Source organism: Pandoraea sp. NE5 (assembly GCF_024363545.1).
In the GTDB taxonomy this organism is placed as follows: domain Bacteria; phylum Pseudomonadota; class Gammaproteobacteria; order Burkholderiales; family Burkholderiaceae; genus Pandoraea; species Pandoraea cepalis.
On sequence record NZ_AP025517.1, the window covers coordinates 308,396 to 329,241 of the forward strand.

At 64.1% G+C, this 20,846-nt stretch carries 19 protein-coding genes; 7 read left to right on the plus strand and 12 right to left on the minus strand.

Annotation, left to right across the window (positions count from 1 at the left end):
• Nucleotides 1-223: 223 nt before the first annotated feature.
• Entirely contained in the window at nucleotides 224-889 is a 666-nt protein-coding gene (ompA, locus tag PanNE5_RS01290) for an outer membrane protein OmpA (protein WP_017232104.1), read from the plus strand.
• Between the two features lie 109 nt (nucleotides 890-998).
• Here the strand turns inward: ompA and PanNE5_RS01295 are convergent, their stop codons facing one another.
• Nucleotides 999-1,787: a hypothetical protein gene (locus PanNE5_RS01295; protein ID WP_017232105.1), complete on the minus strand. Its 789-nt coding sequence runs from the start codon at nucleotides 1,785-1,787 to the stop codon at nucleotides 999-1,001.
• A gap of 287 nt (nucleotides 1,788-2,074) precedes the next feature.
• On the opposite strand from PanNE5_RS01295, the gene PanNE5_RS01300 reads away from it, so the two are divergent.
• Together PanNE5_RS01300 and PanNE5_RS01305 are read left to right on the plus strand one after the other, a co-directional pair.
• Nucleotides 2,075-2,545, plus strand: a complete 471-nt coding sequence (locus PanNE5_RS01300; protein WP_017232106.1) for an EVE domain-containing protein — start codon at nucleotides 2,075-2,077, stop codon at nucleotides 2,543-2,545.
• Between the two features lie 186 nt (nucleotides 2,546-2,731).
• Nucleotides 2,732-3,439 carry an SIMPL domain-containing protein gene (locus tag PanNE5_RS01305; protein ID WP_261939040.1) on the plus strand — a complete coding sequence of 236 codons (708 nt, stop codon included), beginning with the start codon at nucleotides 2,732-2,734 and terminating at the stop codon, nucleotides 3,437-3,439.
• Nucleotides 3,440-3,546: 107 nt separating this feature from the next.
• Here PanNE5_RS01305 and PanNE5_RS01310 read toward each other — a convergent pair whose 3' ends face one another.
• The 6 genes from PanNE5_RS01310 to dctP all read right to left on the minus strand — a co-directional run bounded on the left by PanNE5_RS01310 (nucleotide 3,547) and on the right by dctP (nucleotide 10,661).
• Nucleotides 3,547-5,079 (minus strand): malonate--CoA ligase, encoded by a 1,533-nt coding sequence (locus tag PanNE5_RS01310; RefSeq protein WP_017232108.1) that lies wholly within the window; start codon nucleotides 5,077-5,079, stop codon nucleotides 3,547-3,549.
• A 67-nt stretch (nucleotides 5,080-5,146) separates the two neighbouring features.
• Nucleotides 5,147-5,947 carry an enoyl-CoA hydratase/isomerase family protein gene (locus PanNE5_RS01315; RefSeq protein ID WP_017232109.1) on the minus strand — a complete coding sequence of 267 codons (801 nt, stop codon included), beginning with the start codon at nucleotides 5,945-5,947 and terminating at the stop codon, nucleotides 5,147-5,149.
• A 49-nt stretch (nucleotides 5,948-5,996) separates the two neighbouring features.
• Nucleotides 5,997-7,574, minus strand: coding sequence for a malonyl-CoA decarboxylase (locus tag PanNE5_RS01320; protein WP_261939041.1), 1,578 nt, complete (start codon nucleotides 7,572-7,574; stop codon nucleotides 5,997-5,999).
• A 113-nt stretch (nucleotides 7,575-7,687) separates the two neighbouring features.
• A complete protein-coding gene (locus PanNE5_RS01325) occupies nucleotides 7,688-9,031 on the minus strand; it encodes a TRAP transporter large permease (protein ID WP_017235569.1) in 1,344 nt (447 codons plus the stop codon).
• Nucleotides 9,028-9,618, minus strand: a complete 591-nt coding sequence (locus PanNE5_RS01330; RefSeq protein WP_017235570.1) for a TRAP transporter small permease — start codon at nucleotides 9,616-9,618, stop codon at nucleotides 9,028-9,030. The genes PanNE5_RS01325 and PanNE5_RS01330 overlap by 4 nt, the downstream gene beginning before the upstream one ends.
• Complete coding sequence (gene dctP / locus PanNE5_RS01335) at nucleotides 9,615-10,661, minus strand: TRAP transporter substrate-binding protein DctP (RefSeq protein ID WP_017235571.1); 1,047 nt, start codon at nucleotides 10,659-10,661, stop codon at nucleotides 9,615-9,617. Before dctP ends, PanNE5_RS01330 begins: the two co-directional genes overlap by 4 nt.
• A gap of 340 nt (nucleotides 10,662-11,001) precedes the next feature.
• On the opposite strand from dctP, the gene PanNE5_RS01340 reads away from it, so the two are divergent.
• Entirely contained in the window at nucleotides 11,002-11,673 is a 672-nt protein-coding gene (locus PanNE5_RS01340; RefSeq protein WP_017235572.1) for a GntR family transcriptional regulator, read from the plus strand.
• Between the two features lie 89 nt (nucleotides 11,674-11,762).
• Here the strand turns inward: PanNE5_RS01340 and lgt are convergent, their stop codons facing one another.
• Nucleotides 11,763-12,653: a prolipoprotein diacylglyceryl transferase gene (gene lgt / locus PanNE5_RS01345; RefSeq protein WP_261939042.1), complete on the minus strand. Its 891-nt coding sequence runs from the start codon at nucleotides 12,651-12,653 to the stop codon at nucleotides 11,763-11,765.
• A gap of 201 nt (nucleotides 12,654-12,854) precedes the next feature.
• Nucleotides 12,855-13,802, minus strand: coding sequence for a LysR family transcriptional regulator (locus PanNE5_RS01350; protein ID WP_261939043.1), 948 nt, complete (start codon nucleotides 13,800-13,802; stop codon nucleotides 12,855-12,857).
• 220 nt (nucleotides 13,803-14,022) lie between these two features.
• On the opposite strand from PanNE5_RS01350, the gene ilvD (PanNE5_RS01355) reads away from it, so the two are divergent.
• The 3 genes from ilvD (PanNE5_RS01355) to PanNE5_RS01365 all read left to right on the plus strand — a co-directional run bounded on the left by ilvD (PanNE5_RS01355) (nucleotide 14,023) and on the right by PanNE5_RS01365 (nucleotide 18,409).
• On the plus strand, nucleotides 14,023-15,891 hold the full coding sequence (gene ilvD, locus PanNE5_RS01355; protein WP_261939044.1) for a dihydroxy-acid dehydratase: 1,869 nt from the start codon (nucleotides 14,023-14,025) through the stop codon (nucleotides 15,889-15,891).
• Between the two features lie 257 nt (nucleotides 15,892-16,148).
• A complete protein-coding gene (gene ilvD / locus PanNE5_RS01360) occupies nucleotides 16,149-17,822 on the plus strand; it encodes a dihydroxy-acid dehydratase (RefSeq protein WP_261939045.1) in 1,674 nt (557 codons plus the stop codon).
• A gap of 200 nt (nucleotides 17,823-18,022) precedes the next feature.
• The gene (locus PanNE5_RS01365) at nucleotides 18,023-18,409 is read left to right on the plus strand and encodes a c-type cytochrome (protein ID WP_017235577.1); all 387 of its coding nucleotides are present in this window, start codon (nucleotides 18,023-18,025) and stop codon (nucleotides 18,407-18,409) included.
• Nucleotides 18,410-18,498: 89 nt separating this feature from the next.
• Here PanNE5_RS01365 and PanNE5_RS01370 read toward each other — a convergent pair whose 3' ends face one another.
• The 3 genes from PanNE5_RS01370 to PanNE5_RS01380 are packed head-to-tail and all read right to left on the minus strand — an operon-like array spanning nucleotide 18,499 to nucleotide 20,779.
• Nucleotides 18,499-18,852: a DUF2486 family protein gene (locus PanNE5_RS01370; RefSeq protein ID WP_261939046.1), complete on the minus strand. Its 354-nt coding sequence runs from the start codon at nucleotides 18,850-18,852 to the stop codon at nucleotides 18,499-18,501.
• Nucleotides 18,849-19,271, minus strand: coding sequence for a DNA polymerase III subunit chi (locus tag PanNE5_RS01375; RefSeq protein WP_017235579.1), 423 nt, complete (start codon nucleotides 19,269-19,271; stop codon nucleotides 18,849-18,851). Before PanNE5_RS01375 ends, PanNE5_RS01370 begins: the two co-directional genes overlap by 4 nt.
• Entirely contained in the window at nucleotides 19,268-20,779 is a 1,512-nt protein-coding gene (locus PanNE5_RS01380) for a leucyl aminopeptidase (RefSeq protein ID WP_261939047.1), read from the minus strand. The genes PanNE5_RS01375 and PanNE5_RS01380 overlap by 4 nt, the downstream gene beginning before the upstream one ends.
• Nucleotides 20,780-20,846 lie beyond the last annotated feature (67 nt).

Sequence of the window (20,846 nt, forward strand, 5' to 3'; positions counted from 1 at the left end):
TCACACCACAACTGCGCCACGACGGGCGGCAAACTTGGGGTTTTGCTCACGGGTGGCGGAAGCGCTATGGCAAAATGCCGTGGCATAAGTTAGACATTATTCGAAGTGCATGGGCCATGCTTTGACGCAAAGGCCGATGTTATACTTCGAGCGATGTAAGACTTTGGTACCGTCGTCTAGGCTCGCAGTAACCCTGCGGTAATCTCATTTCGAGAGGAGAAATATGAATAAATTCGCTAAGCTCGCGATCGTTGCAGCTACCGCAGTGATGGCTGCTTCGGCTATGGCTCAAAATTATGTCCAGACCGCTCCGGGTCCGATCGCGGCCTCGAAACAAGCTGTCAACGACAACTGGGTTAACGGCAGCGGCGAGTGGGTTTGGAAGAACGGCTCGGACGAACTGTGCTGGCGCGATGCCTACTGGACCCCGGCCACGGCCAATGCCAAGTGCGATGGTTCGATCATCGCCCAGGCACCGGCTCCGGCACCGGCTCCGGTTCCGGTCGCTCCGGTCTCGCAGAAGGTGACGTACCAAGCTGACGCCCTGTTCGATTTCGACAAGGCCATCCTGAAGCCGGAAGGCAAGGCCAAGCTGGACGACCTGGCTGGCAAGGTTCAAGCACTGAACCTGGAAGTCGTGGTTGCCACGGGCTACACCGACCGCATCGGTTCGGACAAGTACAACGACCGTCTGTCGCTGCGTCGCGCTCAAGCTGTGAAGGCCTACCTGGTCAGCAAGGGCGTTGAAGCCAACCGCGTCTACACGGAAGGCAAGGGCAAGCGCAACCCGGTCACGACCGGTTGCAACCAGAAGAACCGCGGTCAGCTGATCAAGTGCCTGGCACCGGATCGCCGCGTGGAAGTCGAAGTCGTCGGCACGAACAAGTAATACGGTTCTCACCGACTACGAAAAAACCCCGCCTCGGCGGGGTTTTTTTTCGTCTGCCGCGATCGGATCCGTCATCCGAACCGTCGCGAGGCTCCGACAATCGGCACCCTCACGCCTCGCTGCCCAGTTGCGGATACTGCCGGCGCACCATAAAGCTCAGCAGCGCCTTGACCGGACGGTCGCGCCACCACGATCCCGTCTCCAGCGGCTTGAACATCATGCGCGTGGCCGCCTCGACAGGCATATACTGCTTCATCACATCGCCCGACATCGCCAGGAACGCGTCCCAGGTCATCGTCTCGAACGGCGGCGGTGTGCGCCAGAATCGATTGAGCGGCTCGAACGCGAACGCAATGTCCTCGTCGCGCACCAGTTCGCTGCGCTCGACCATGGTTCTCAGCCGCCGGATCACCCCGCGCTGCTCCACCGCGTTGTACCGATCGAATGTCTTGCGGAAATAGCGATAGTGGCCGACCTCCTCGTTGCTCAGCTTGTGCATCATCTGCTTGAGTTCCTCGACCGGCATATAGGATTCCAGGCAGCGGTAGATCATGGCCGTTTGCGTCTCGGTCACGCAGCGTGAAAGCGCCTCGAGGGCCAGCGACGGCCGCATGTGCTGCACATCGCACCGCGGCTTATAGCGTTCCAGAAATGCGTCGTACGCCGGCGCCCAGTCGAACTCGGGCCAGACACGCGCGATGTAGTCCTTGGCGAGCCGCCCGTGCTCGACTTCCTCGGGCAGCCAGGTATCGCGCAGCCACGTTCTCATCTCGTCGTCGTCGCCATACATCTGGTTGAGCGTGGAGACGAACTCCGGCACGCTGGTCTCGATGAACGACACCGTCGCGAGGGAATAAAAGATGAACGCATTGGTTCGAACAGACGGCTCTGCTGCCATGACACGCTCCTATCGGCATAGGGGGTTGAACATGTATCGCTCAAGCACGTACGCGCGACCTGTGTGAATGGCGGGTTGACAAGCGCATCGAGCACTTGCCCGTTGCGAGATCGGACAGGGCACTCCGCCAACCGGTCACATCAATCGTCACACGAAGATCACAAACGCATAGTATAGGATTTGGCCAAGGATCGCAGCGCAGCAACCCATCCATCCAAAATGCGTCGATTTTTGGTCAATTTGAGCGATGTTTGCTACCGTTACAACAACTTTAACTCTGAAACGGCATGACGCAACGTTACTGGTTGATGAAGTCCGAACCCGAGGAGGCGAGTATCGACGATCTCGCCAGCGCGAAGCACCAGACCCTGGCGTGGACGGGCGTGCGCAACTATCAGGCACGAAACTTCATGCGCGACGAGATGCGCGTGGGCGACGGCGTGCTCTTCTATCATTCGAGCTGTGCGGTGCCCGGTATCGCCGGACTCGCAACGGTGGCGTCGACGCCCTATCCCGACCCTACCCAGTTCGACTCCAAGAGTCCCTATTTCGATCCCAAGTCGGCGCCGGAATCGCCACGTTGGCTGCTGGTCGACGTCAAACTGGATCGCAAGACACGCCTCATGCCGCTCACGGAAATGCGTCAGACGCCGGAATTGGACGGCATGTTGGTCCTCGCCCGCGGCAACCGTCTCTCGATCACCCCCGTGGCGCCCAAACACTGGAAGTTCATCACCCGGCATCTGCTTGAAGACTGAAAGTGTCGGGGGAACCAACCCGGTTGCGATAGCGTCTGTATCAGGTTGCCGACACCGGCATAGCCTGTGGCCATGACCGCATGACACGCCATCATGTGGCGAGCGTCATGCCGCGAAGGCCGCGCGAGCGACCGGTCAACCGTTCGCCACGCCCAGGCGAACTCTCACTCGAAAAAGGACAATACGATGCGCAAATCTCTCGCTGCCGCGCTGCTGATCGCCACCGCCGCCAATGTCGCCTACGCCCAGTCGGGTGAAGATGCCAACCGTCAGGTCTCGGGTGTACTGGGCCTCGAAGCGCACGCCACGAAGGAAGTCGAGCAGGACACCGTTCACATCACGATGTCCGCGCAGGAGCAAGGCGCCGACGCCGCGACCGTGTCGCGCAATCTCACACAGAAGGCCAACAGCGCGATGTCCGTGGCCAAGGGCCAGAATGCCGTGCAGGTTCAGACCGGTAACGTCTCGCTCTACCCGACGACCAACCGCGACGGCAAGATCACCGCATGGCGAGGCCGCACCGAACTGCAAATGACTTCGAAGGATTTCGGTGCCGCATCGCGTCTCGCCAGCCAGATCTCGAACCAGATGCAGATGGACGGCGTGTCGTTCTCGCTCTCGCGTGAAGCGCAGGAGAAGACCCAGGCCGAGCTGACGAATCAGGCCATCCAGGCGTTCCGCGATCAGGCGCAGAACAACACGAAGGCCTTCGGCTACAGCAGCTACACGATCCGTCAGGTGCAGGTCGGTGCGAACGCGCCGATGATGCCGCGTCCGTACGCGATGAAGGCAATGGCCATGAGTGCGGGCGCCGACGCCGCGCCGCCGATGCAGCTCGAAGGCGGCAAAACGCAGGTGACCGTGACGGTCTCGGGTACGGTGCAGATGAAGTAAGCCGCGCGGGCCCGCACGTTGTTAGGTGAGTTATCATGCCGCCCCGTCGAGGGCGGCATTCTTTTACGTTCAATATTGGATGACCGACGCGCGATGCTGCATCGCGCTTACTTGAAGCGCTCACGCAGCAAGTTCTTTTGCACCTTGCCCATCGTATTGCGCGGCAATTCGGCGACGACGTGCACACGCTTGGGCACCTTGAAGTTGGCGATACGCTGCTTGAGCGTGTCGATGACCGTTCGTTCGTCGGGTGCCTTTGCACCGTCGCGCGGCACGATGACGGCCACCACCGCCTCACCGAAGTCCGGGTGCGGAACGCCAATCACCGCCGACTCGGCCACGCCGTCCATCTCGTCGATGAAGCCCTCGATTTCCTTCGGATAAACGTTGTAGCCGCCCGAGATGATGAGATCCTTCGAGCGACCGACGATGTGCACATAGCCCTGCTCATCGAACTTTCCAACGTCGCCCGTCTTGAAGAAGCCGTCGTCGGTGAACTCTTCTGCGGTCTTCTCCGGCATGCGCCAGTAGCCGGCAAACACGTTCGGCCCCTTGACCTGGATGTGACCGATCTCGCCCGACCCGCATGGCTGTGCGTCGTCGCCGACCACGCGTACCGTCACCCCCGGCAGCGGCACGCCAACCGTACCCGCGCGGCGCACGCTCGCCGCATCGCCGCGATACGGGTTCGAGATGAGCATGACCGTCTCGGACATGCCGTAACGCTCCAGAATCGTATGGCCGGTGCGCTCGCGGAAGGCGTCGAACGTCTCGCTCAACAGCGGTGCCGAGCCAGAAATGAACAGCCGCATGTTGCGACACGCCTCGCGATCGAGCCCCGCCTCCGCCAGCAACCGGACGTAATACGTCGGCACGCCCATGAACACCGTGGCACGCGAAAGTTGATGCAGCACTTCACGTGCATCGAACTTCGTCATCCAGATCATCTTGCTGCCGGAATACAGCGCCGCATGGCTCGCGACGAACAACCCGTGCACGTGGAAAATCGGCAGCGCGTGCAGCAGCACGTCGCCGCCCTCGCGCTCGCCCCATCCCCAGAACTCGTGCAACACGCGCGCGTTGCTCGCGAGGTTGCCGTGAGAGAGCATGGCCCCCTTGCTGCGGCCCGTCGTGCCCGACGTGTACAGAATGGCGGCGAGATCATCTGGCGCACGCGGCACCGTCTCGAAGGAGTCGTCGAACCACGCCGCGCGCTCCAGCAGCGAACCCGTACGATCGTCGCCGAGCGTATAGACGTGCTTCGCACCGTTAGTGAACGCAACCTTCGACACCCAGCCGAAATTTGCCGGACTGCACACCACGACATCCGGCGCGGCGTTCTCGACGAAGTAAGCGATCTCGCCCTCGCGATATGCCGTATTCAGCGGCAGATACACGAACCCCGCGCGCAAGGTGGCGAGGTAGAGCAGCAGCGCCTCCGGCGACTTTTCGACCTGCACGGCAATACGTGCGCCAGGTGTCAGGTCGAGACTCGCGAGCAGGTTCGCCATGCGAGCGCTCGCGCGCTCGACGTCGTCCCAACTGTAATAGAGCCCTTCGGGCGTCTCGATCGCGCACGCCGATTTATCGGCGGGAAAACGCTCGGCAAAAAGTCGGTAGAGATTGGTGTCTTGCGTCATAAACAGAACCGGATTTGAAACAGTGGATGCGTTGACTGGAAAAAAAGCAGCGACGACGTGGCGTCGCTCACCGCCCCAAAAAGTCAGGCGGGCGCTTCTCGAGGAATGCCGCCACCCCTTCGCGGTGATCGTGCGAATCCCAATACGAAAACGCATTTTGCCATTCGGCCTCGGACAACGGCGGCACGGTCGGTGCCAACCGGGCGATCAGCCATTTGTTCAGTTGGGCGGCCAACGGCGCGCCGGCGGCGAGACGCCGCGCGCACGCATAGCCCTCGTGTTCCACCGCGTCGTCGGCCACCACGCGCGTAAGCAGTCCTTTCTCGCGCGCCTCCGCCGCGCCAAAGACGCGCCCCTCCAGCAAGATTTCGAGCGTTGTCGCGCGGCCTGCCAGGGCGAGCACGCCGCGCAGTTCGCCGGGCGCCATTGGAAAGCCGAGCTTGTTGATCGGCACGCCGAAACGAGCGCCCTCCCCGGCAATGCGCAAGTCGCAATGCGCCGCGATCTCCAGGCCGCCGCCCACGCACACCCCCTCGATCAGCGCGACGCTCGGATGCCGGCAATGTGCCAAGGCGTCGAGCGTCGGCCCGATGACCTCGCCGTGATAGCGCCGCAGCGCGTCGTAGCTGCCGCGCTCGAGCGGAAACTCTTCGATATCGGCGCCGGCCGCGAAGTGACCTTTCGCCCCGCGAATAACGATGGCGCGCACGCGCGCGTCCTCGTCGAGCGCTTGCAGATGCGCGCGCAGGGCACGCCACATGGCGACCGAAATCGCATTGAGCTTGCCGGGATTCGACAGCGTCAGCGTGACCCATCCGTCGTCAAGCGAACGATCATCGCGCAGGACTTCACTCACGCGTTCCTCCATGCGGTTGATGGGCGTAGATACTGGTTTGCATACCAAAGCGTCGTCATGTTCAGAGCAGCCTCGCCACGGCGCGTCCAAGGGCGGGTTCGCCGTCGATGAGACGTTGAAGGTTGGCGTCGAGTTCGTCGGGCTCGTATAGATAATTGACCATCATGCCGCACGACTGCTTCGCGCCCTTCTTCGAAAGATCGGCATGCCAGTTGATGCGCTCCACGCGCGCGCCGTTGCCCAGATGGAACCGCGCAACCGGATCACGCGGCTGTCCCCGCACGGTTTCGCGCGCCAGATAGTACGCGGCCAGCGCTTCGCCAAGACTGCGCTGCGATGCTTGCGCGCCCTTGCGCTCGGCAGAGGCCTGCAACCACGCCACCATCTGCGCGCCGGAGACATCGGGCGCCGGCGCCCCCTCCTGCCCCAGCAGTTTCGCGCGCTTTGGGCCAAGCACTTGCACAAGCGCCAGGGTCGACAGCGACTTGAGCCAGTCGTTGAACCCCGGAATCGGCGAGAGCGTCGCGAAATTGCGCAGCTTCGGAAAATCGACTTGCAGTTCGTCGATCACGCGCTTGAGCAGGAAGTTGCCGAAGCTCACCCCGCGCAGGCCGGGCTGCGTGTTCGAGATCGAATAGAAGATCGCCCAGCGCACGCGACGCAGATCCTCGAGCGGCGCCTTCTCGTCGAGCAGCGAATGCACGTCGGCGGCCATCTCGGGCACAAACGCCACTTCAACGAAGATCAGCGGCTCGCGCGGCATGCGCGGATGAAAGAACGCATAGCAACGGCGATCAGAATCGAGCCGGTTGCGCAGATCCGCCCACGACGAAATCTCATGCACCGCTTCGTAGCGCATGAGCTTTTCGAGCAGCGACGCCGGCGAATCCCACGTGATCGGATGCAATTCCAGCAGTCCGACGTCGAACCATGTCGAAAAGAGACTGCCGAGATCCTCTTCGAGCGCCGCGAGTCCGGGCAACACCGCGCGGTGTTCCAGCATGTCGGCGCGCCAGCGCACGAGGAACGGCAGGCCATCGGGCAGCGCATTGAAGCGCTTGAGAAAGCGCACACGCGCACTGCCGAGCGCACCGGCCAACCCGCTGGCCGCGCGTCTGGCACTGGCACCGTCGCCGTCCCTGCCGACCTCGGCCCCCGGGGAGCCGTCGCTCGCACAAGCGTCGGCGACGACCGCGAGCAGCGCCAGTTGCGTGTCGGGCGACGCCGCTGTGTAGCGCGTCATGAAATCGCGCGCGGCGTCGTTGGCGGCGGAGTCCGTCAGCCGCGCCGCCAGGCACAGCGTCAACTGCCGCCGCAGCGCGCTCTGCGCACGCGGCGACAGCGTTGCCGGCGTGACCTTGGCGCTCCCTTTACCGTCCTTGCCGTCTTTCGGCCCGCCGCCGTGCCCCCCCGATTTACCGCCGCCGCGGCCGAACCACTGTCCCAGGCGCGCCCCGAGCGACGGCTTGGGCGACGGTACCGGCGCGCTCACGTCAGACACGGTCTCGGGCGTGCCCCGCCCCGGTTGGGAAGGCGACGACGCGGATGGCGAGGACGAGGCCATCGCGGTAGACGACGCGGCCATCGTTGAGTCCATCTCCGACGGACTCAACGAGACGGGAACGGACATGGCTGACATGATTGGCTCATCCTTCATGGCTTCCTGACATTGCGCCCGGGTAGGCAAGCACACCGGCTATACCGCGATGACGCACCCTCCAGCGAATATTGCCGCATTTCGTGAAAGCGCTCTCATCCCATCAGTCGATCCGGCAACCACAGCGACAAGCCGGGCAACGCACAAATGAGGACCACGGCCAGCACCATCAACACCACAAACGGCATCACGCCCCACACGATGTCGCGCAACGCAATGTCGGGCGCCGTATTCTTGATGACGAAGATGTTGAGTCCTACGGGCGGATGAATCAACCCCAATTCCATGACGATCGTCATCACCACGCCGAACCACACCAGGTCGAAGCCGGCGGCCCGCAGCGGCGGCAGAATGATCGGCGCGGTCATCAGGATGATGCTTACCGGCGGCAGGAAGAAGCCGAGCACGACCACCATCAGCAGAATGGCCGTGAGCAGCACCCAGCGCGACAAATGCAGCCCCACGATCCATTGCGCCGCCGACTGGCTGATGTGCAGATAGCTCATTACGTACGAATAAAGCAGCGACATGCCGATGATGAACATGAGCATGGTCGACTCGCGCAACGTGCCGGTCAGAATCGGCGCAAGCTGACGCGGGTTCCACATCCGATAAATCACGGCGATGAGCCCGATCGCGAGCAGGCCGCCGAGGCCAGCCGTCTCCGACGGCGTGGCATAGCCGCCGTAGAGCGCCGCCATCACGCCGATGAGCAGCGTCACGAACGGCAGCACGCGCGGCAACAGCGCCAGCTTCTCGCGCATCGTGGCCGGCGGCTCGCTCGGGAACGGCGACGGCGTGCCGTCGCGGGCGAGGGCCACTTGCGCGCGCGCATACTCGTGTCGGTAGCGCCACGCCGCGTAGCAAGAGAAAAGCCCCACCAGCAGCAGCGCGGGCACGATTCCGGCGAGGAACAGCCGCCCGAGCGACTGCTCTGCGGCCACCGCGTAGAGAATCATCGTGATCGACGGCGGAAGCAGAATGCCCAGCGTTCCGCCCGCCGCGATGATCCCCGCGGCGAATCCCGGCGAATAGCCGCGCTGGCGCATCTCCGGAATCCCTGCACTGCCGATCGCGGAGCACGTCGCCGGGCTCGATCCGGCCATCGCGGCGAACAGCCCGCAGGCGAACACATTGGCGATGCCCAGACCGCCCGGAATCCGGCGCATCCACGCGTGCAATGCCAGATAGAGGTCCTGACCCGCGCGTGACTTGCCGATGGCGGCCCCCTTCAGAATGAACAGCGGAATCGAAAGCAGCGTAATGCTCGCCATCTCCTCATAGACGTTCTGCGTGATCGTATCGAGCGACGAGACCGGCATGAAGCCGAGCATGAACGCCACCGCCACGGCCCCCAGGGCAAATGCGATGGGCATGCCCGAGAACATGGCGACGAGCGTCGCGCCACCATAGAGCAATCCGATACCGAGTTCGCTCATGCATGCCCTCCCGTACGATCCGATCCGAGCGGTGCGTCATGGCCCGCAGGTTTTCCCATTTCGCCGGCGCCAATCGCCACTTGCAACAGCAATTGCACCGTGAGCAACGTCATGCCGAAGGCCATCAGGCCATACGGAATCGACAGGGGCGGCCCCCACGTCGAACTGCTCGTCTGGCCATCGACATAGGCTTCCCAGAACAGCGTCCACGACTTCCATGCGAAAAAGCCGCAGAAAGCGAACGAGACCATGTCCACGCACCAGCGCCGCACCCGGTTCACGCGCGGCGAGAGCAAGGTCGTGATCGCTTCGATGCCGATGTGCCCACGCAAATGCTGCACATGCGCGGCTGAGACGAAGGTCGCGCCGACCAGCAGGAACACAGCGGCTTCGTCCTGCCAGTCGGTGGCGAGCTTGAGCACGTGCCGCGCGAACACGCTGTAACTGAGCACGAGCGCGGCCCCGACCAGCGCCAACATGCACACGACCATGAGCAGACGACTCACGCCCTGTAACAGGGCGTCGAGCCGCCGCAGCAGGCGAGTGCGTGCCGCCGCCGGTTCCGCGCTCACGGCGGCCCCACTCATGCAGGCACCTGCTGGGCGAGCGCGAGCAGTTTCGCGCAGGTGTCGGATCGGCCCGCGTAGTCCTTCCACGCGGTGCGTCGTGCGATGTCGCGCCACTTCATCACCGTTGCCTCGTCGAGGTCGTAGACCTTCGCGCCGGCCTTGGTATAGACGCTGGCGATCTGCGCATCGTCGGCCTTGGCGGCTTCGGTGCCGAACGACTCAAGTTCCGCCCCCACTTGCAGAATCGCCTGCTGTTGGTCCTTGGGCAGCTTGTCGAAGACCTGCTTCGACATCAACAGCGGTTCGAGCATGAACCAATACGACTTGTTGCGCCCGGTGGTCAGATGCTTCGATACCTCTTCGAGACGGAACGACATCAGGCTCGTCGACGAAGTCATCGCCGCGTCCATCGCGCCCGTCTGCATGGCGGCGTAGAGTTCGTTCGACGGCAGCGAAATGACGGCCGCGCCGGCCTCTTTGAGCATCATGTCCATCTCGCGGCTGCCGCCGCGCACCTTGAGCCCCTTGGCGTCGTCAGGCGAAACGAGCGGCTTGGCGCGGCTCGCAACGCCGCCTGCCTGCCAGACCCAGCTCACGATCACGACGTTCTTCTCCGCCAGCACATCGGTGAGCACCTTGCCGATCTCGCCGTGGCGCCACGCAGCGCCCTGCGCATAGGACGTCACCAGCCCCGGCATCAGCCCGATGTTGAGTTCGCGGACTTCGCCCCCGGCATAGGGCAGCGGATAGAGCGAAAGATCAAGGGCTCCGCGACGCAGCGCCGAGAACTGCGCATTAGTCTTCATGAGCGAACTGCCCGGATAGACCTGAAACTTCAGCGCGCCGTGGGTGCGCTTCTCGACTTCCTGCGCGAACTTGCGGCAGAGCCGATCTCGGAAGTCGCCTTCGGTGAGCGTGCCGCCGGGGAATTGATGGGAAATCTTGAGCGGGCCGGACTGCGCGAATGCGTTGCCCCATGGGCTGGCCAAGCCGCCGGTGGCGAGTGCCGATGCGGCACCGAGCATGAGTTGCCGCCGCAGCGGGGAATGATTTGTCTCCATGGCGTCTCCTGTCACTTCTGTCAGTGGTGAACCAGCGAAGCCCGGTGCCTGACATCGCCCGCTGCGGGTTTTGCTTCCCGCCGCGGGTGCACCACCGGTTCGCCGGCACTGCATGTACGGATGACTGCTTTGATTTTTGGTATTTCGAGTGCGCGAGTTGCCGCTCTCGGGATGAAATCGTATAGTCAATCCAGCATGGTGTATACAAATTGACCGTCAAAATAATACATTTTCGGCGTATACCCCGATCTTCAAGGCGGGCTTCAAGCGTTACTTTGACAACCATGAATCCGATTGAGCCCCGTGCGACGGGACCGAAACACAACCCAGCGAGAGCGTCATGACCGTAAAACCGAAGCGATCGGAAGCGCTACGCCAGGCGATCGAGGAGAAGATTGCCGTGGGCGAGTACCCGCCCGGCATGCGTCTCGACGAAGTTGAACTGGCGAGCGCGTTCGGCGTGTCGCGCACGCCCCTGCGCGAGGCATTGATTCAATTGGCGTCGTCGGGGGTCATCGAGATTCGTCCTCGCCGGGGCGCCGTGGTCGCGCAGATCGACCCGCAGCGCTTATGCGAGATGTTCGAAGTGATGGCGGAACTCGAATCGATGTGCGGGCGCCTCGCCGCGCGCCGCATCACCGAAGAGGAACTGGCCGAATTGCGCGAGACGCACGAGGCCAGCCGGGCGGCGGCCGAGGCGCGGGACATCGACACTTATTACGAAGTCAACGCGCATTTCCACGCGTTGATTTATCAGGCCAGTCACAACACCTATCTTCAGGAAACGGCGTTGCAGCTGCACCGACGACTGCGCGTGTACCGCCGCTTGCAACTGCGCGTACGCGACCGGCCGAACCAATCGTTCTCCGAACATGACGCCGTGTTCCGCGCCATTGAAGCGGGCGATGCCGACGCGGCATCGGAACGGCTTCGCGGCCACGTCACCGTGCAGGGCGAGCGCTTCGCTGATCTGATGGCCTCATTGCGCGCGCTCGAGCGCAAGGCGAGCTGAAGCTTGCCCCAAAAGCCAACGGGCCGCCGGAGGAAACGTCTCCGGCGGCCCGTTGGCTGATTCTCTATGGCGCAGCGCCTGCCGACGCCTTAGGCGCGAGACCGCGCTGGCTGGCGGCGATACGCCCATACGAGCATGATGACGCCCGCGACGATCATCGGCATCGACAGCCATTGGCCCATCGACAGCCCGAACGAGAGCAAGCCGAGGAACGCATCGGGCTCACGCGTGAATTCCGCGAGGAAGCGGAAGACGCCGTAGCCCACCAGGAACATGGCGGACACCGCGCCCACTGGCCGCGCGCGTCGCGCGAAGAACCACAACAGCAGGAACAGCGCCACGCCTTCGAGCGCGAATTCGAACAACTGCGACGGATAGCGGGGCAGCCCGTGGAATTGCGCGAACACCGCCGCCATCGCCTGATCGGCCATCGCCTGCGGATGCGCCATCGCCCACTGAACGTCTTCGCCCGCCGATTGCGGGAACAACATTGCGAAGCGCGAATCGGGTGACGTCACGCGTCCCCACAATTCCCCGTTGATGAAGTTGCCCAGACGACCGGCAGCGAGCCCCAGCGGGATCATCGGTGCGATGAGATCGGTGCCTTCAAGCAGCGAATGGCCACGACGGCGAGTGAACAGCCACATCGCGACGAGCACGCCAAGGAACCCGCCGTGGAACGACATGCCGCCTTCCCACACCTTGAAGATGTCGATCGGATTCGCCAGATAAAACGCCGGCTTATAGAAGAGCACGTAGCCGAGACGTCCGCCAAGAATCACCCCGAGCACGCCATAGAACAGCATGTCGTCGAGATCCTGCACCTTCCAGCCTTGCGCGGCGATGGACGGCTGGCGCACGCGCACGCGCCCCACGACCAGGAACAGAATGAAGCCGACCAGGTACATCAGGCCGTACCAGCGGATGGCGAGCGGGCCGAGATGAATCGCGACCGGGTCGAATTGAGGATGAATCAGCATGGATCAGAAGAATCGATTCGTGAACAAAAGTTCCGTCGGAGGGCGGATGCGCTGTCAAGGCAACCCATTGCTGCCGTCGAGTGGCACGCCAGCGACAGCTCGCCTGGGCAACTGAACCGGCAGGCGTTGGGATGGGCAGCACAATACCACGAGCGCCCCCTATCGCGGCGGCCTGGCGGGCACCGCCAATCACAGCGACCTTCAGTTCGTCAGCGTTGCCCCCGGTGGGGTATGGGCCACCGCGCGCGCCGTTTCGAGAAATCCTTCGAGGACAGGGGTGACTTCGGCCGTGCGCCAGAGCAGGCCCGTCTCGATGAGGGTGCTCGTCTCGCGCAGCGCGCGATAGTTCACGCCGGTGCGGCGCAGATGGCACAGCGATTGCGGCACCAGGGCCACGCCCATGCCCGCCGACACCAGGCTCACGATGGTCTGCATTTGAATGGCCTCCTGCCCCACGCGCGGCGTGAGGCCAAGTGCGGCGTAGCAGCCCATGATGATGTCGTAGAACGCCGGCGCCACGCGCCGTGGGAAGATGACGAGCGGCTCGTCGGCGAAGTCGGCCAGACTGACCGGGGCGCCCGGCTGGGCGTCGGCAGCGGTGTCGTCGCCGGCAGCCATGCCCCGCCCGGCCGGCAACGCCAGCATCAGCGGTTCGCGCACGATCGGCAGATAGGACAGTTCGTTGGCGTAACGGGCAGGCACCGGCGGGATGAAGAGGCCGGCGTCGATGCGTCCATCCATGAGCGCCTCGACTTGCACGTCGCTCGTCGCTTCGAGCAGTTGCAGACGCACGCGCGGATAGCGCTCGCCGAACTCGCGCAGCAGCGGCGGCAGAATGCCATAGTCCGCCGTGGAGACGAAGCCTAGCGAGAGCGTGCCGACCTCCCCATGCGCCAGCCCCTGTGCGAACGCGGGCAGCGCGTCGGCGTCCGCCAGAATGCGCCGTACCTCGGGCAGTAGTTGCCGGCCCACGGCCGTCAGCTCCACCGACCGGTTGGTCCGCACGAAAAGCGGGGCCCCCAACGACGCCTCCAGCGCCCGGATCTGCTGCGAGAGCGGGGGCTGGGTCATCGACAGACGCTGGGCCGCACGGCCGAAATGCCGCTCTTCGGCCACCGCGACGAAGTACCTGAGTTGACGTAGATCCATGATATGTTTTTCGACTCAATCCGAGTCAAATAATATATTTGACAAGCATTCAAGGAAAGACGAATCTTGATGCCCGGCCGACGCTGACGTGCCGCGCGGCCATGGCAGCTTCGCCCAGCCACGCGCAAGTCCAGACCGAATCCAGAGCGAATTCAGACCGAATGTCGCCTGGCGGCCGCGTATTCGTTCATCCCACAAGCACAGCGTTCCAGAGACGACCATGCCTCAATACCGTTCCCGCACCTCGACCCACGGCCGCAACATGGCCGGCGCCCGCGCCCTGTGGCGCGCCACCGGCATGAAAGACGACGACTTCGGCAAGCCGATCATCGCCGTGGTCAACTCCTTCACGCAATTCGTGCCGGGTCACGTGCACCTGCGCGATCTGGGCGCTGTGGTCGCCAAGGAGATCGAAGCGGCCGGCGGTGTAGCCAAGGAATTCAATACCATCGCCGTGGACGACGGCATCGCCATGGGTCACGGCGGCATGCTGTACTCGCTGCCGTCGCGCGAGCTGATTGCCGACTCGGTGGAATACATGGTCAACGCGCACTGCGCCGATGCCATGGTCTGCATCTCGAACTGCGACAAGATCACCCCGGGCATGCTCATGGCCGCCATGCGCCTGAACATTCCGGTCGTGTTCGTCTCGGGCGGCCCGATGGAAGCGGGCAAGGTCAAGAATGGCGACGGCCAGGTCATCGCCAAGATCGACCTGATCGACGCCATGATCAAGGCAGCCGACCCGAAAGTGAGCGACGCCGAAGTCGCGGAAATCGAGCGCAGCGCCTGCCCGACGTGCGGTTCGTGCTCGGGCATGTTCACCGCCAACTCGATGAACTGCCTGACCGAAGCCATTGGTCTCGCGTTGCCGGGCAACGGCACCATCGTCGCCACGCACGCCTGGCGCCGCGGGCTGTTCGAACAGGCCGGCCGTCTCGTGGTCGATCTGTGCCGTCGCTATTACCAGGAAGACGACGCCTCGGTGCTGCCGCGCAACATCGCGACCAAGGCAGCGTTCGAAAACGCCATGGCGCTCGACGTGGCGATGGGCGGTTCGACCAACACGGTGCTGCACCTGCTCGCCGCCGCGCAGGAAGCCGGCGTCGACTTCAAGATGGCCGACATCGACCGCATCTCGCGCAAGGTTCCCTGCCTGTGCAAGGCGGCCCCGGCGACCGACAAATACCACATTGAAGACGTGCACCGTGCGGGCGGCATCATCGGCATTCTGGGTGAACTCGCGCGCGGCGGGCTGCTCGATACGTCTTGCGGCAACGTGCACAGCGGCACGCTCGGCAACGCCATCGCGCAGTGGGATGTGGCCGCCGACGCGGGCGACAAGGCGCACACGTTCTACAGCGCCGCCCCCGGCGGTGTGCCCACGACCATCGCCTTCAGCCAGTCGTCGGTCTATCCCTCGCTCGATCTGAACCGGGAAACCGGATGTATCCGCGACAAGGAACACGCCTATACGAAGGACGGCGGCCTGGCCGTGCTGTACGGCAACCTCGCCGAGAAGGGCTGTATCGTGAAGACGGCCGGCGTCGACGAATCGCAGTGGGTGTTCACGGGCCGTGCGCGCGTGTACGAAAGCCAGGACGATGCCGTCGACGGCATCCTGGGCGATCAGGTCCAGCCGGGTGACGTGGTCGTGATCCGCTACGAAGGCCCGAAAGGCGGCCCGGGCATGCAGGAAATGCTGTACCCGACGTCGTACCTGAAATCGAAGGGGCTGGGCAAGACGTGCGCCCTGTTCACGGACGGCCGGTTCTCGGGCGGTTCGTCGGGTCTGGTGATCGGCCACGCCTCGCCGGAAGCGGCCGAAGGCGGCATCATCGGTCTGGTGGAAGACGGTGACGTGATCGAAATCGACATCACCCAGCGCAAGATGCATCTGGCCGTGTCCGACGACGAACTGGCGCGCCGCCGCGCCGCCATGCAAGCCCGTGGCGACCAGGCATGGCAGCCGGCGAATCGCGAGCGTGCGGTGTCGCAAGCACTGCAAGCGTACGCCGCGCTGGCCACCTCAGCCGACCGCGGCGCGGTGCGCGACCTGTCGCAACTGAAGCTGGGCAAGCGCGGATAACGCAAAGAATGCGCAACGAAAGCGCCGATTGAAGTGGTCGGTGCGATCGATGCGATCGGCGTGAATCACGGGAGCCGTCGCGTGCGGCGGCTCCCGCGCAGGACTTGACGTAAAGTGACGCAGTAGTGAAGCAGCAATGCCCTTGAGCGGCGCACCCGGACGACGGGCGTACCGCCGGCATGACAGCGTGATACAACAACGCTTGTGCGCGACGCTGCGGTAGCGTGTGGCGTGGTGCATCCCCACAGGAGACCGTCATGGCATTCAACCGTCGTTCGCGAAACGTCACGCAAGGCGTGGCCCGTTCGCCCAACCGCTCGATGTACTATGCGCTGGGCTACAAGGAAGAAGACTTCGACAATCCGATGATCGGCGTGGCCAACGGCCATTCGACGATCACCCCGTGCAACGCAGGGCTGCAGCGGCTGGCAGACGCCGCCGTCGACGCCATCAAGACCCATCAGGCCAATCCGCAGACGTTCGGCACTCCCACTATTTCCGACGGCATGTCGATGGGCACGGAGGGCATGAAGTACTCGCTCGTCTCGCGCGAAGTCATTGCCGACTGCATCGAGACCGCCGTGCAGGGGCAGTGGATGGACGGCGTGGTCGTGATCGGCGGCTGCGACAAGAACATGCCGGGCGGCATGATCGCGCTGGCGCGCATCAACGTGCCGGGCATCTATGTCTACGGCGGCACCATCAAGCCGGGCAACTGGAAGGGCAAGGATCTCACCATCGTCTCGTCGTTCGAGGCCGTGGGCGAATTCACCGCCGGGCGCATGACCGAGGCCGATTTCAAGGGCATCGAGAAGAATGCGTGTCCGTCGACCGGGTCGTGCGGGGGCATGTACACGGCCAACACGATGAGTTCGTCGTTCGAGGCGCTGGGCATGTCGTTGCTGTATTCGTCGACGATGGCCAACCCCGATCAGGAAAAGGTCGACTCGGCGGCCGAATCGGCGCGCGTGCTGATCGAAGCGGTCAAGAAAGATCTCAAGCCACGCGACATCATCACGCGCAAGTCCATCGAAAATGCAGTGGCGCTCATCATGGCCACGGGCGGTTCCACCAACGCAGTGCTGCACTATCTCGCTATCGCGCACGCTGCCGACATCGACTGGAGCATCGACGACTTCGAGCGCATTCGCGAGCGCGTGCCGGTCCTGTGCGACCTGAAGCCGTCGGGCAAGTACGTGGCGACAGACCTGCACAAGGCCGGTGGCATTCCGCAAGTGCTCAAGATCCTGCTCGACGCCGGCCTGCTGCACGGCGATTGCATGACGATCACGGGCAGGACCCTCGCGGAAGAACTCAAGGACGTGCCGTCGGTGCCGCGTGCCGACCAGCATGTGATCTTCCCCATCGACAAGGCACTCTACAAGGAAGGGCATCTCGCGATCCTCAAGGGCAATCTGGCGGAAGATGGCGCCGTCGCGAAGATCACGGGCCTGAAGAATCCGGTCATCACCGGCCCGGCGCGCGTGTTCGATGACGAGCAAAGTGCGATGGACGCGATCCTCGCCGACAGGATCCAGGCGGGCGACGTCCTCGTGCTTCGCTACCTCGGCCCGAAGGGTGGCCCGGGCATGCCGGAGATGCTCGCGCCGACGTCGGCAATCATCGGCAAGGGACTCGGCGAGACGGTCGGCTTCATTACCGATGGCCGATTCTCGGGCGGCACGTGGGGCATGGTCGTCGGGCACGTGGCGCCCGAAGCGTTCGTGGGCGGCACGATTGCCCTCGTGCACGAAGGCGACTCGATCACCATCGACGCGCACAAGCTGCTGCTGCAACTGAATGTGCCGGACGATGAACTGGCAAGGCGTCGCGCCGCGTGGAAGGCGCCCGCGCCTCGTTATACCCGGGGCGTCATGGCAAAGTATGCCGCACTGGCACAACCGGCCAACAAGGGGGCGGTCACGGGCTGACCTTGACGTTGGAACGCACGAACGGCACCGCTTGCCTCCCTGGCCACGGTGCCGTTTTTTCATGCACCTTTGTGCCGAGTCGCGCATTGTGCGCGCCGCCTTATAATGGCGCATCGATGCGCCTGCCCAACGTCGTCACCCATGGACGTCCAACTCACGCAGCCCCGCATCGGGATCTGTGAACGATCGGGGAGTATCGAATGAAGGCAAGCAACGGCAAGTCTGCCGGGGCGATGGTCGGTGCGTGGCTGTTGATCGCGGCGGGCGCTGCTCTCGCGCAGACAACCCCGCCGTCGCCGTCGGCCACGGGGGCGCAATACACGCAAAACGCCCAAGCCATGGAAAAGCTCGCCCGCGAGCGCAATTGCATGACCTGCCACGCCGTCGACCGGACGTTGCTCGCGCCGTCCTACCGGGACATTGCCAAACGTTACGAAGGTCAGCCTGGCGCCGCCGCCGATCTTGCACGAACCATTGCGGACGGCAGTCGCGGTAAATGGGGAAGTATTCCGATGCCCGCCAGCCCACAGCTCGCCCCGGGCGAGGCGAGCCGTCTGGCACGCTGGATTCTTGGCCTCGGACATTGAGGCGTCGGGCACTGAGGCCTCGGATGCACGGCCGTAAGCGTTGCTGCGCGTTACAGCATGGCCCGTCGGCAACCACCGCCCCTCGAGCGCTACGAACGAACCTGCTTCGCGACCTCTTCGATCACCGCCTGCCGGATTCGGTCCGGCAATTGCGCTTGCAAAGCGTCGGCGACCTGCTTGCCGATCAGTTGCACCAGCCAGGACGTCTGATCGATCAGTGCGTCGTGACAGCGGCGCTCCACCATCGTCGTGATTTCATCGGCCAGTTGCAGCGTGAGCCGGGCACTCACACGCTCGGCAAACACCGCGACATCGGCCGGCACACCCAGCTCGGCTGCCACCGGTGCCGGGTCAGGATCCGGCACCGGCGTTGCCTCCCCGGGGGCGAGCACTTCGGTCAGCGTGGGAATGCCGGGGTCCGTGCGCTCGGGCTCATTCGTCACGATCCGCCTCTCTGGTCGTAATTGTTGAGGGTGTAGCCGCGATCGCGGTAGAAACGATAGCGTTCGCGCGCACCGGACAATTCGTCCGGCGTGTCGCCCACGATCTCGACCACGCGTTCGAAGCGTGCGAAGTGCGTCGGCACGCTGCCCGCCAGATTCAGCAGCACCTGATGATGCTGCACCTCTTCATCGAGGGCGGCCAGCACGACGGGTGTCTGCGGGGCAAGCGGGTCCTGGGTGAAGCAATGCGGCACGAATTCGAGCGGCGAGAACGTCCACAGCGTCTGGTCGAACGCGCGCAGCACGTCGGGCTCACCGACGACCACGAGCGTTTGTCCGGCGCCGTAGACCTTGCGCGCGAACCGGCACGCATAATCGAGCCGGTTCGCCACGTGCGTGTGGAAGTCGACGCGCGTCACCGGGCTTCGCGATCGATCAGGAATTGCGTAAGCAACGGCACCGGACGCCCCGTCGCCCCCTTGGCCGCCCCGCTCTTCCATGCCGTGCCGGCGATGTCGAGGTGGGCCCATTCATACTTCTCGGTAAAGCGCGACAGGAAGCAGGCTGCCGTCACGCTGCCGGCCGGGCGCCCGCCGATGTTCGCCATGTCGGCGAAGTTCGACTTGAGCTGCTCCTGATACTCCTCCTCGACCGGCAAACGCCAAGCCGTGTCGCCCGCCGTGCGACCGGCCGCGAGCAGTTCGTCGGCGAGCGCGTCGCTCTTCGAGAAGAGACCCGTGTTCACGTGACCAAGCGCGATGATGCAGGCGCCCGTGAGCGTGGCGACGTCGATCACGGCGGCCGGCTTGAAACGCTCGGCATAGGTGAGCGCGTCGCACAGGATCAGGCGGCCTTCGGCATCGGTGTTGAGCACTTCGATCGTCTGGCCGGACATGCTGGTCACCACGTCGCCCGGCTTCGTCGCACGCCCGCCCGGCATGTTCTCCGTGGCCGGCACGATGGCGATGACGTTGAGCTTGAGGCCCATCTCGGCGACAGCACGCATCGTTCCGAGCACAGAGGCCGCGCCGCACATGTCGTACTTCATCTCGTCCATGCCTTCACCGGGCTTGATCGAGATGCCGCCCGAGTCGAACGTCACGCCCTTGCCGACCAGCACGATCGGGGCCTGCTTGGCGGCGCCACCTTCGTACTTGAGCACGATGAACTGCGGCGGCTGCACCGACCCCCGGGCGACCGACAGGAACGAGCCCATCTTGAGCGCTTCGATCTGCTTCGGCCCGAGGATGTCGGCCTTGAGCTTGAACTCGCGCGCGAGCTTGCGGGCCGTATCGGCCAGATAGGTCGGCGTGCAGACGTTGCCCGGCAGGTTGCCCAGGTCCTTGGTGAGCGCCATGCCGTTGGCAATCGCCTCGCCGTGCTTGGCCGCGACCTTGGCTGCCTTCAGGTCCTCGGGCGCCACCGCGAAGAGCACCTTGCGCAGCGCAGTGTTGGCCGGCTCGGCCTTGCTCTTCATCTGTGTGAAACGGTAGGTCGCCTCGCGCAGGGCGAGGATCGAGGCGCACACGGCCCAGGCGGTGTCCCGCTTGGCCACCGCGGCTTGCGGCAGTGTCCAGATGGCATCGGACGCACGCGACGCCAGCACCGCGCGCGCGGCGGCGCGCGCGGCTTCGTTGAAGCCCTTGGGCGAGAACTGGTCTTCGCGGCCCAGACCGACGAACAGCACACGTGCCTGGCTCCATCCGGCGACCTCATGCAGCATCAGCGTGCTGCCGAGCTTGCCATCGAGTTCTCCACGCTTGACCATGCGGGCGAGCAGGCCCTTGCTGACGACGTCCAGCGCCTTGGCGAGCCCCGCGAGCGGCTGTTGCTCGAACACACCGACCACCAGACACTCCGTCTTGGCGTTGGCAAGGCCGGCCTGACCGGCCTTGGTCGAATCGAAGGCTTTTGTGCTAAAGTCCATCGCGCTTTCCTCGGGTAAAATTCGTACGATCCGCAATTATCCGCTTTTTTCCCCGCTCGCCCAACCG

Coding starts and splice junctions, on each gene's coding strand:
- PanNE5_RS01350 (WP_261939043.1), bottom strand. CDS start 13,802: ATGGATCTACGTCAACTCAGGTACTTCGTCGCGGTGGCCGAAGAGCGG.
- PanNE5_RS01380 (WP_261939047.1), bottom strand. CDS start 20,779: ATGGACTTTAGCACAAAAGCCTTCGATTCGACCAAGGCCGGTCAGGCC.
- ilvD (WP_261939044.1), top strand. CDS start 14,023: ATGCCTCAATACCGTTCCCGCACCTCGACCCACGGCCGCAACATGGCC.
- dctP (WP_017235571.1), bottom strand. CDS start 10,661: ATGGAGACAAATCATTCCCCGCTGCGGCGGCAACTCATGCTCGGTGCC.
- PanNE5_RS01315 (WP_017232109.1), bottom strand. CDS start 5,947: ATGGAGGAACGCGTGAGTGAAGTCCTGCGCGATGATCGTTCGCTTGAC.
- PanNE5_RS01300 (WP_017232106.1), top strand. CDS start 2,075: ATGACGCAACGTTACTGGTTGATGAAGTCCGAACCCGAGGAGGCGAGT.
- PanNE5_RS01340 (WP_017235572.1), top strand. CDS start 11,002: ATGACCGTAAAACCGAAGCGATCGGAAGCGCTACGCCAGGCGATCGAG.
- PanNE5_RS01295 (WP_017232105.1), bottom strand. CDS start 1,787: ATGGCAGCAGAGCCGTCTGTTCGAACCAATGCGTTCATCTTTTATTCC.
- PanNE5_RS01305 (WP_261939040.1), top strand. CDS start 2,732: ATGCGCAAATCTCTCGCTGCCGCGCTGCTGATCGCCACCGCCGCCAAT.
- ilvD (WP_261939045.1), top strand. CDS start 16,149: ATGGCATTCAACCGTCGTTCGCGAAACGTCACGCAAGGCGTGGCCCGT.
- PanNE5_RS01365 (WP_017235577.1), top strand. CDS start 18,023: ATGAAGGCAAGCAACGGCAAGTCTGCCGGGGCGATGGTCGGTGCGTGG.
- PanNE5_RS01325 (WP_017235569.1), bottom strand. CDS start 9,031: ATGAGCGAACTCGGTATCGGATTGCTCTATGGTGGCGCGACGCTCGTC.
- PanNE5_RS01310 (WP_017232108.1), bottom strand. CDS start 5,079: ATGACGCAAGACACCAATCTCTACCGACTTTTTGCCGAGCGTTTTCCC.
- lgt (WP_261939042.1), bottom strand. CDS start 12,653: ATGCTGATTCATCCTCAATTCGACCCGGTCGCGATTCATCTCGGCCCG.
- PanNE5_RS01330 (WP_017235570.1), bottom strand. CDS start 9,618: ATGAGTGGGGCCGCCGTGAGCGCGGAACCGGCGGCGGCACGCACTCGC.
- ompA (WP_017232104.1), top strand. CDS start 224: ATGAATAAATTCGCTAAGCTCGCGATCGTTGCAGCTACCGCAGTGATG.
- PanNE5_RS01320 (WP_261939041.1), bottom strand. CDS start 7,574: ATGTCAGCCATGTCCGTTCCCGTCTCGTTGAGTCCGTCGGAGATGGAC.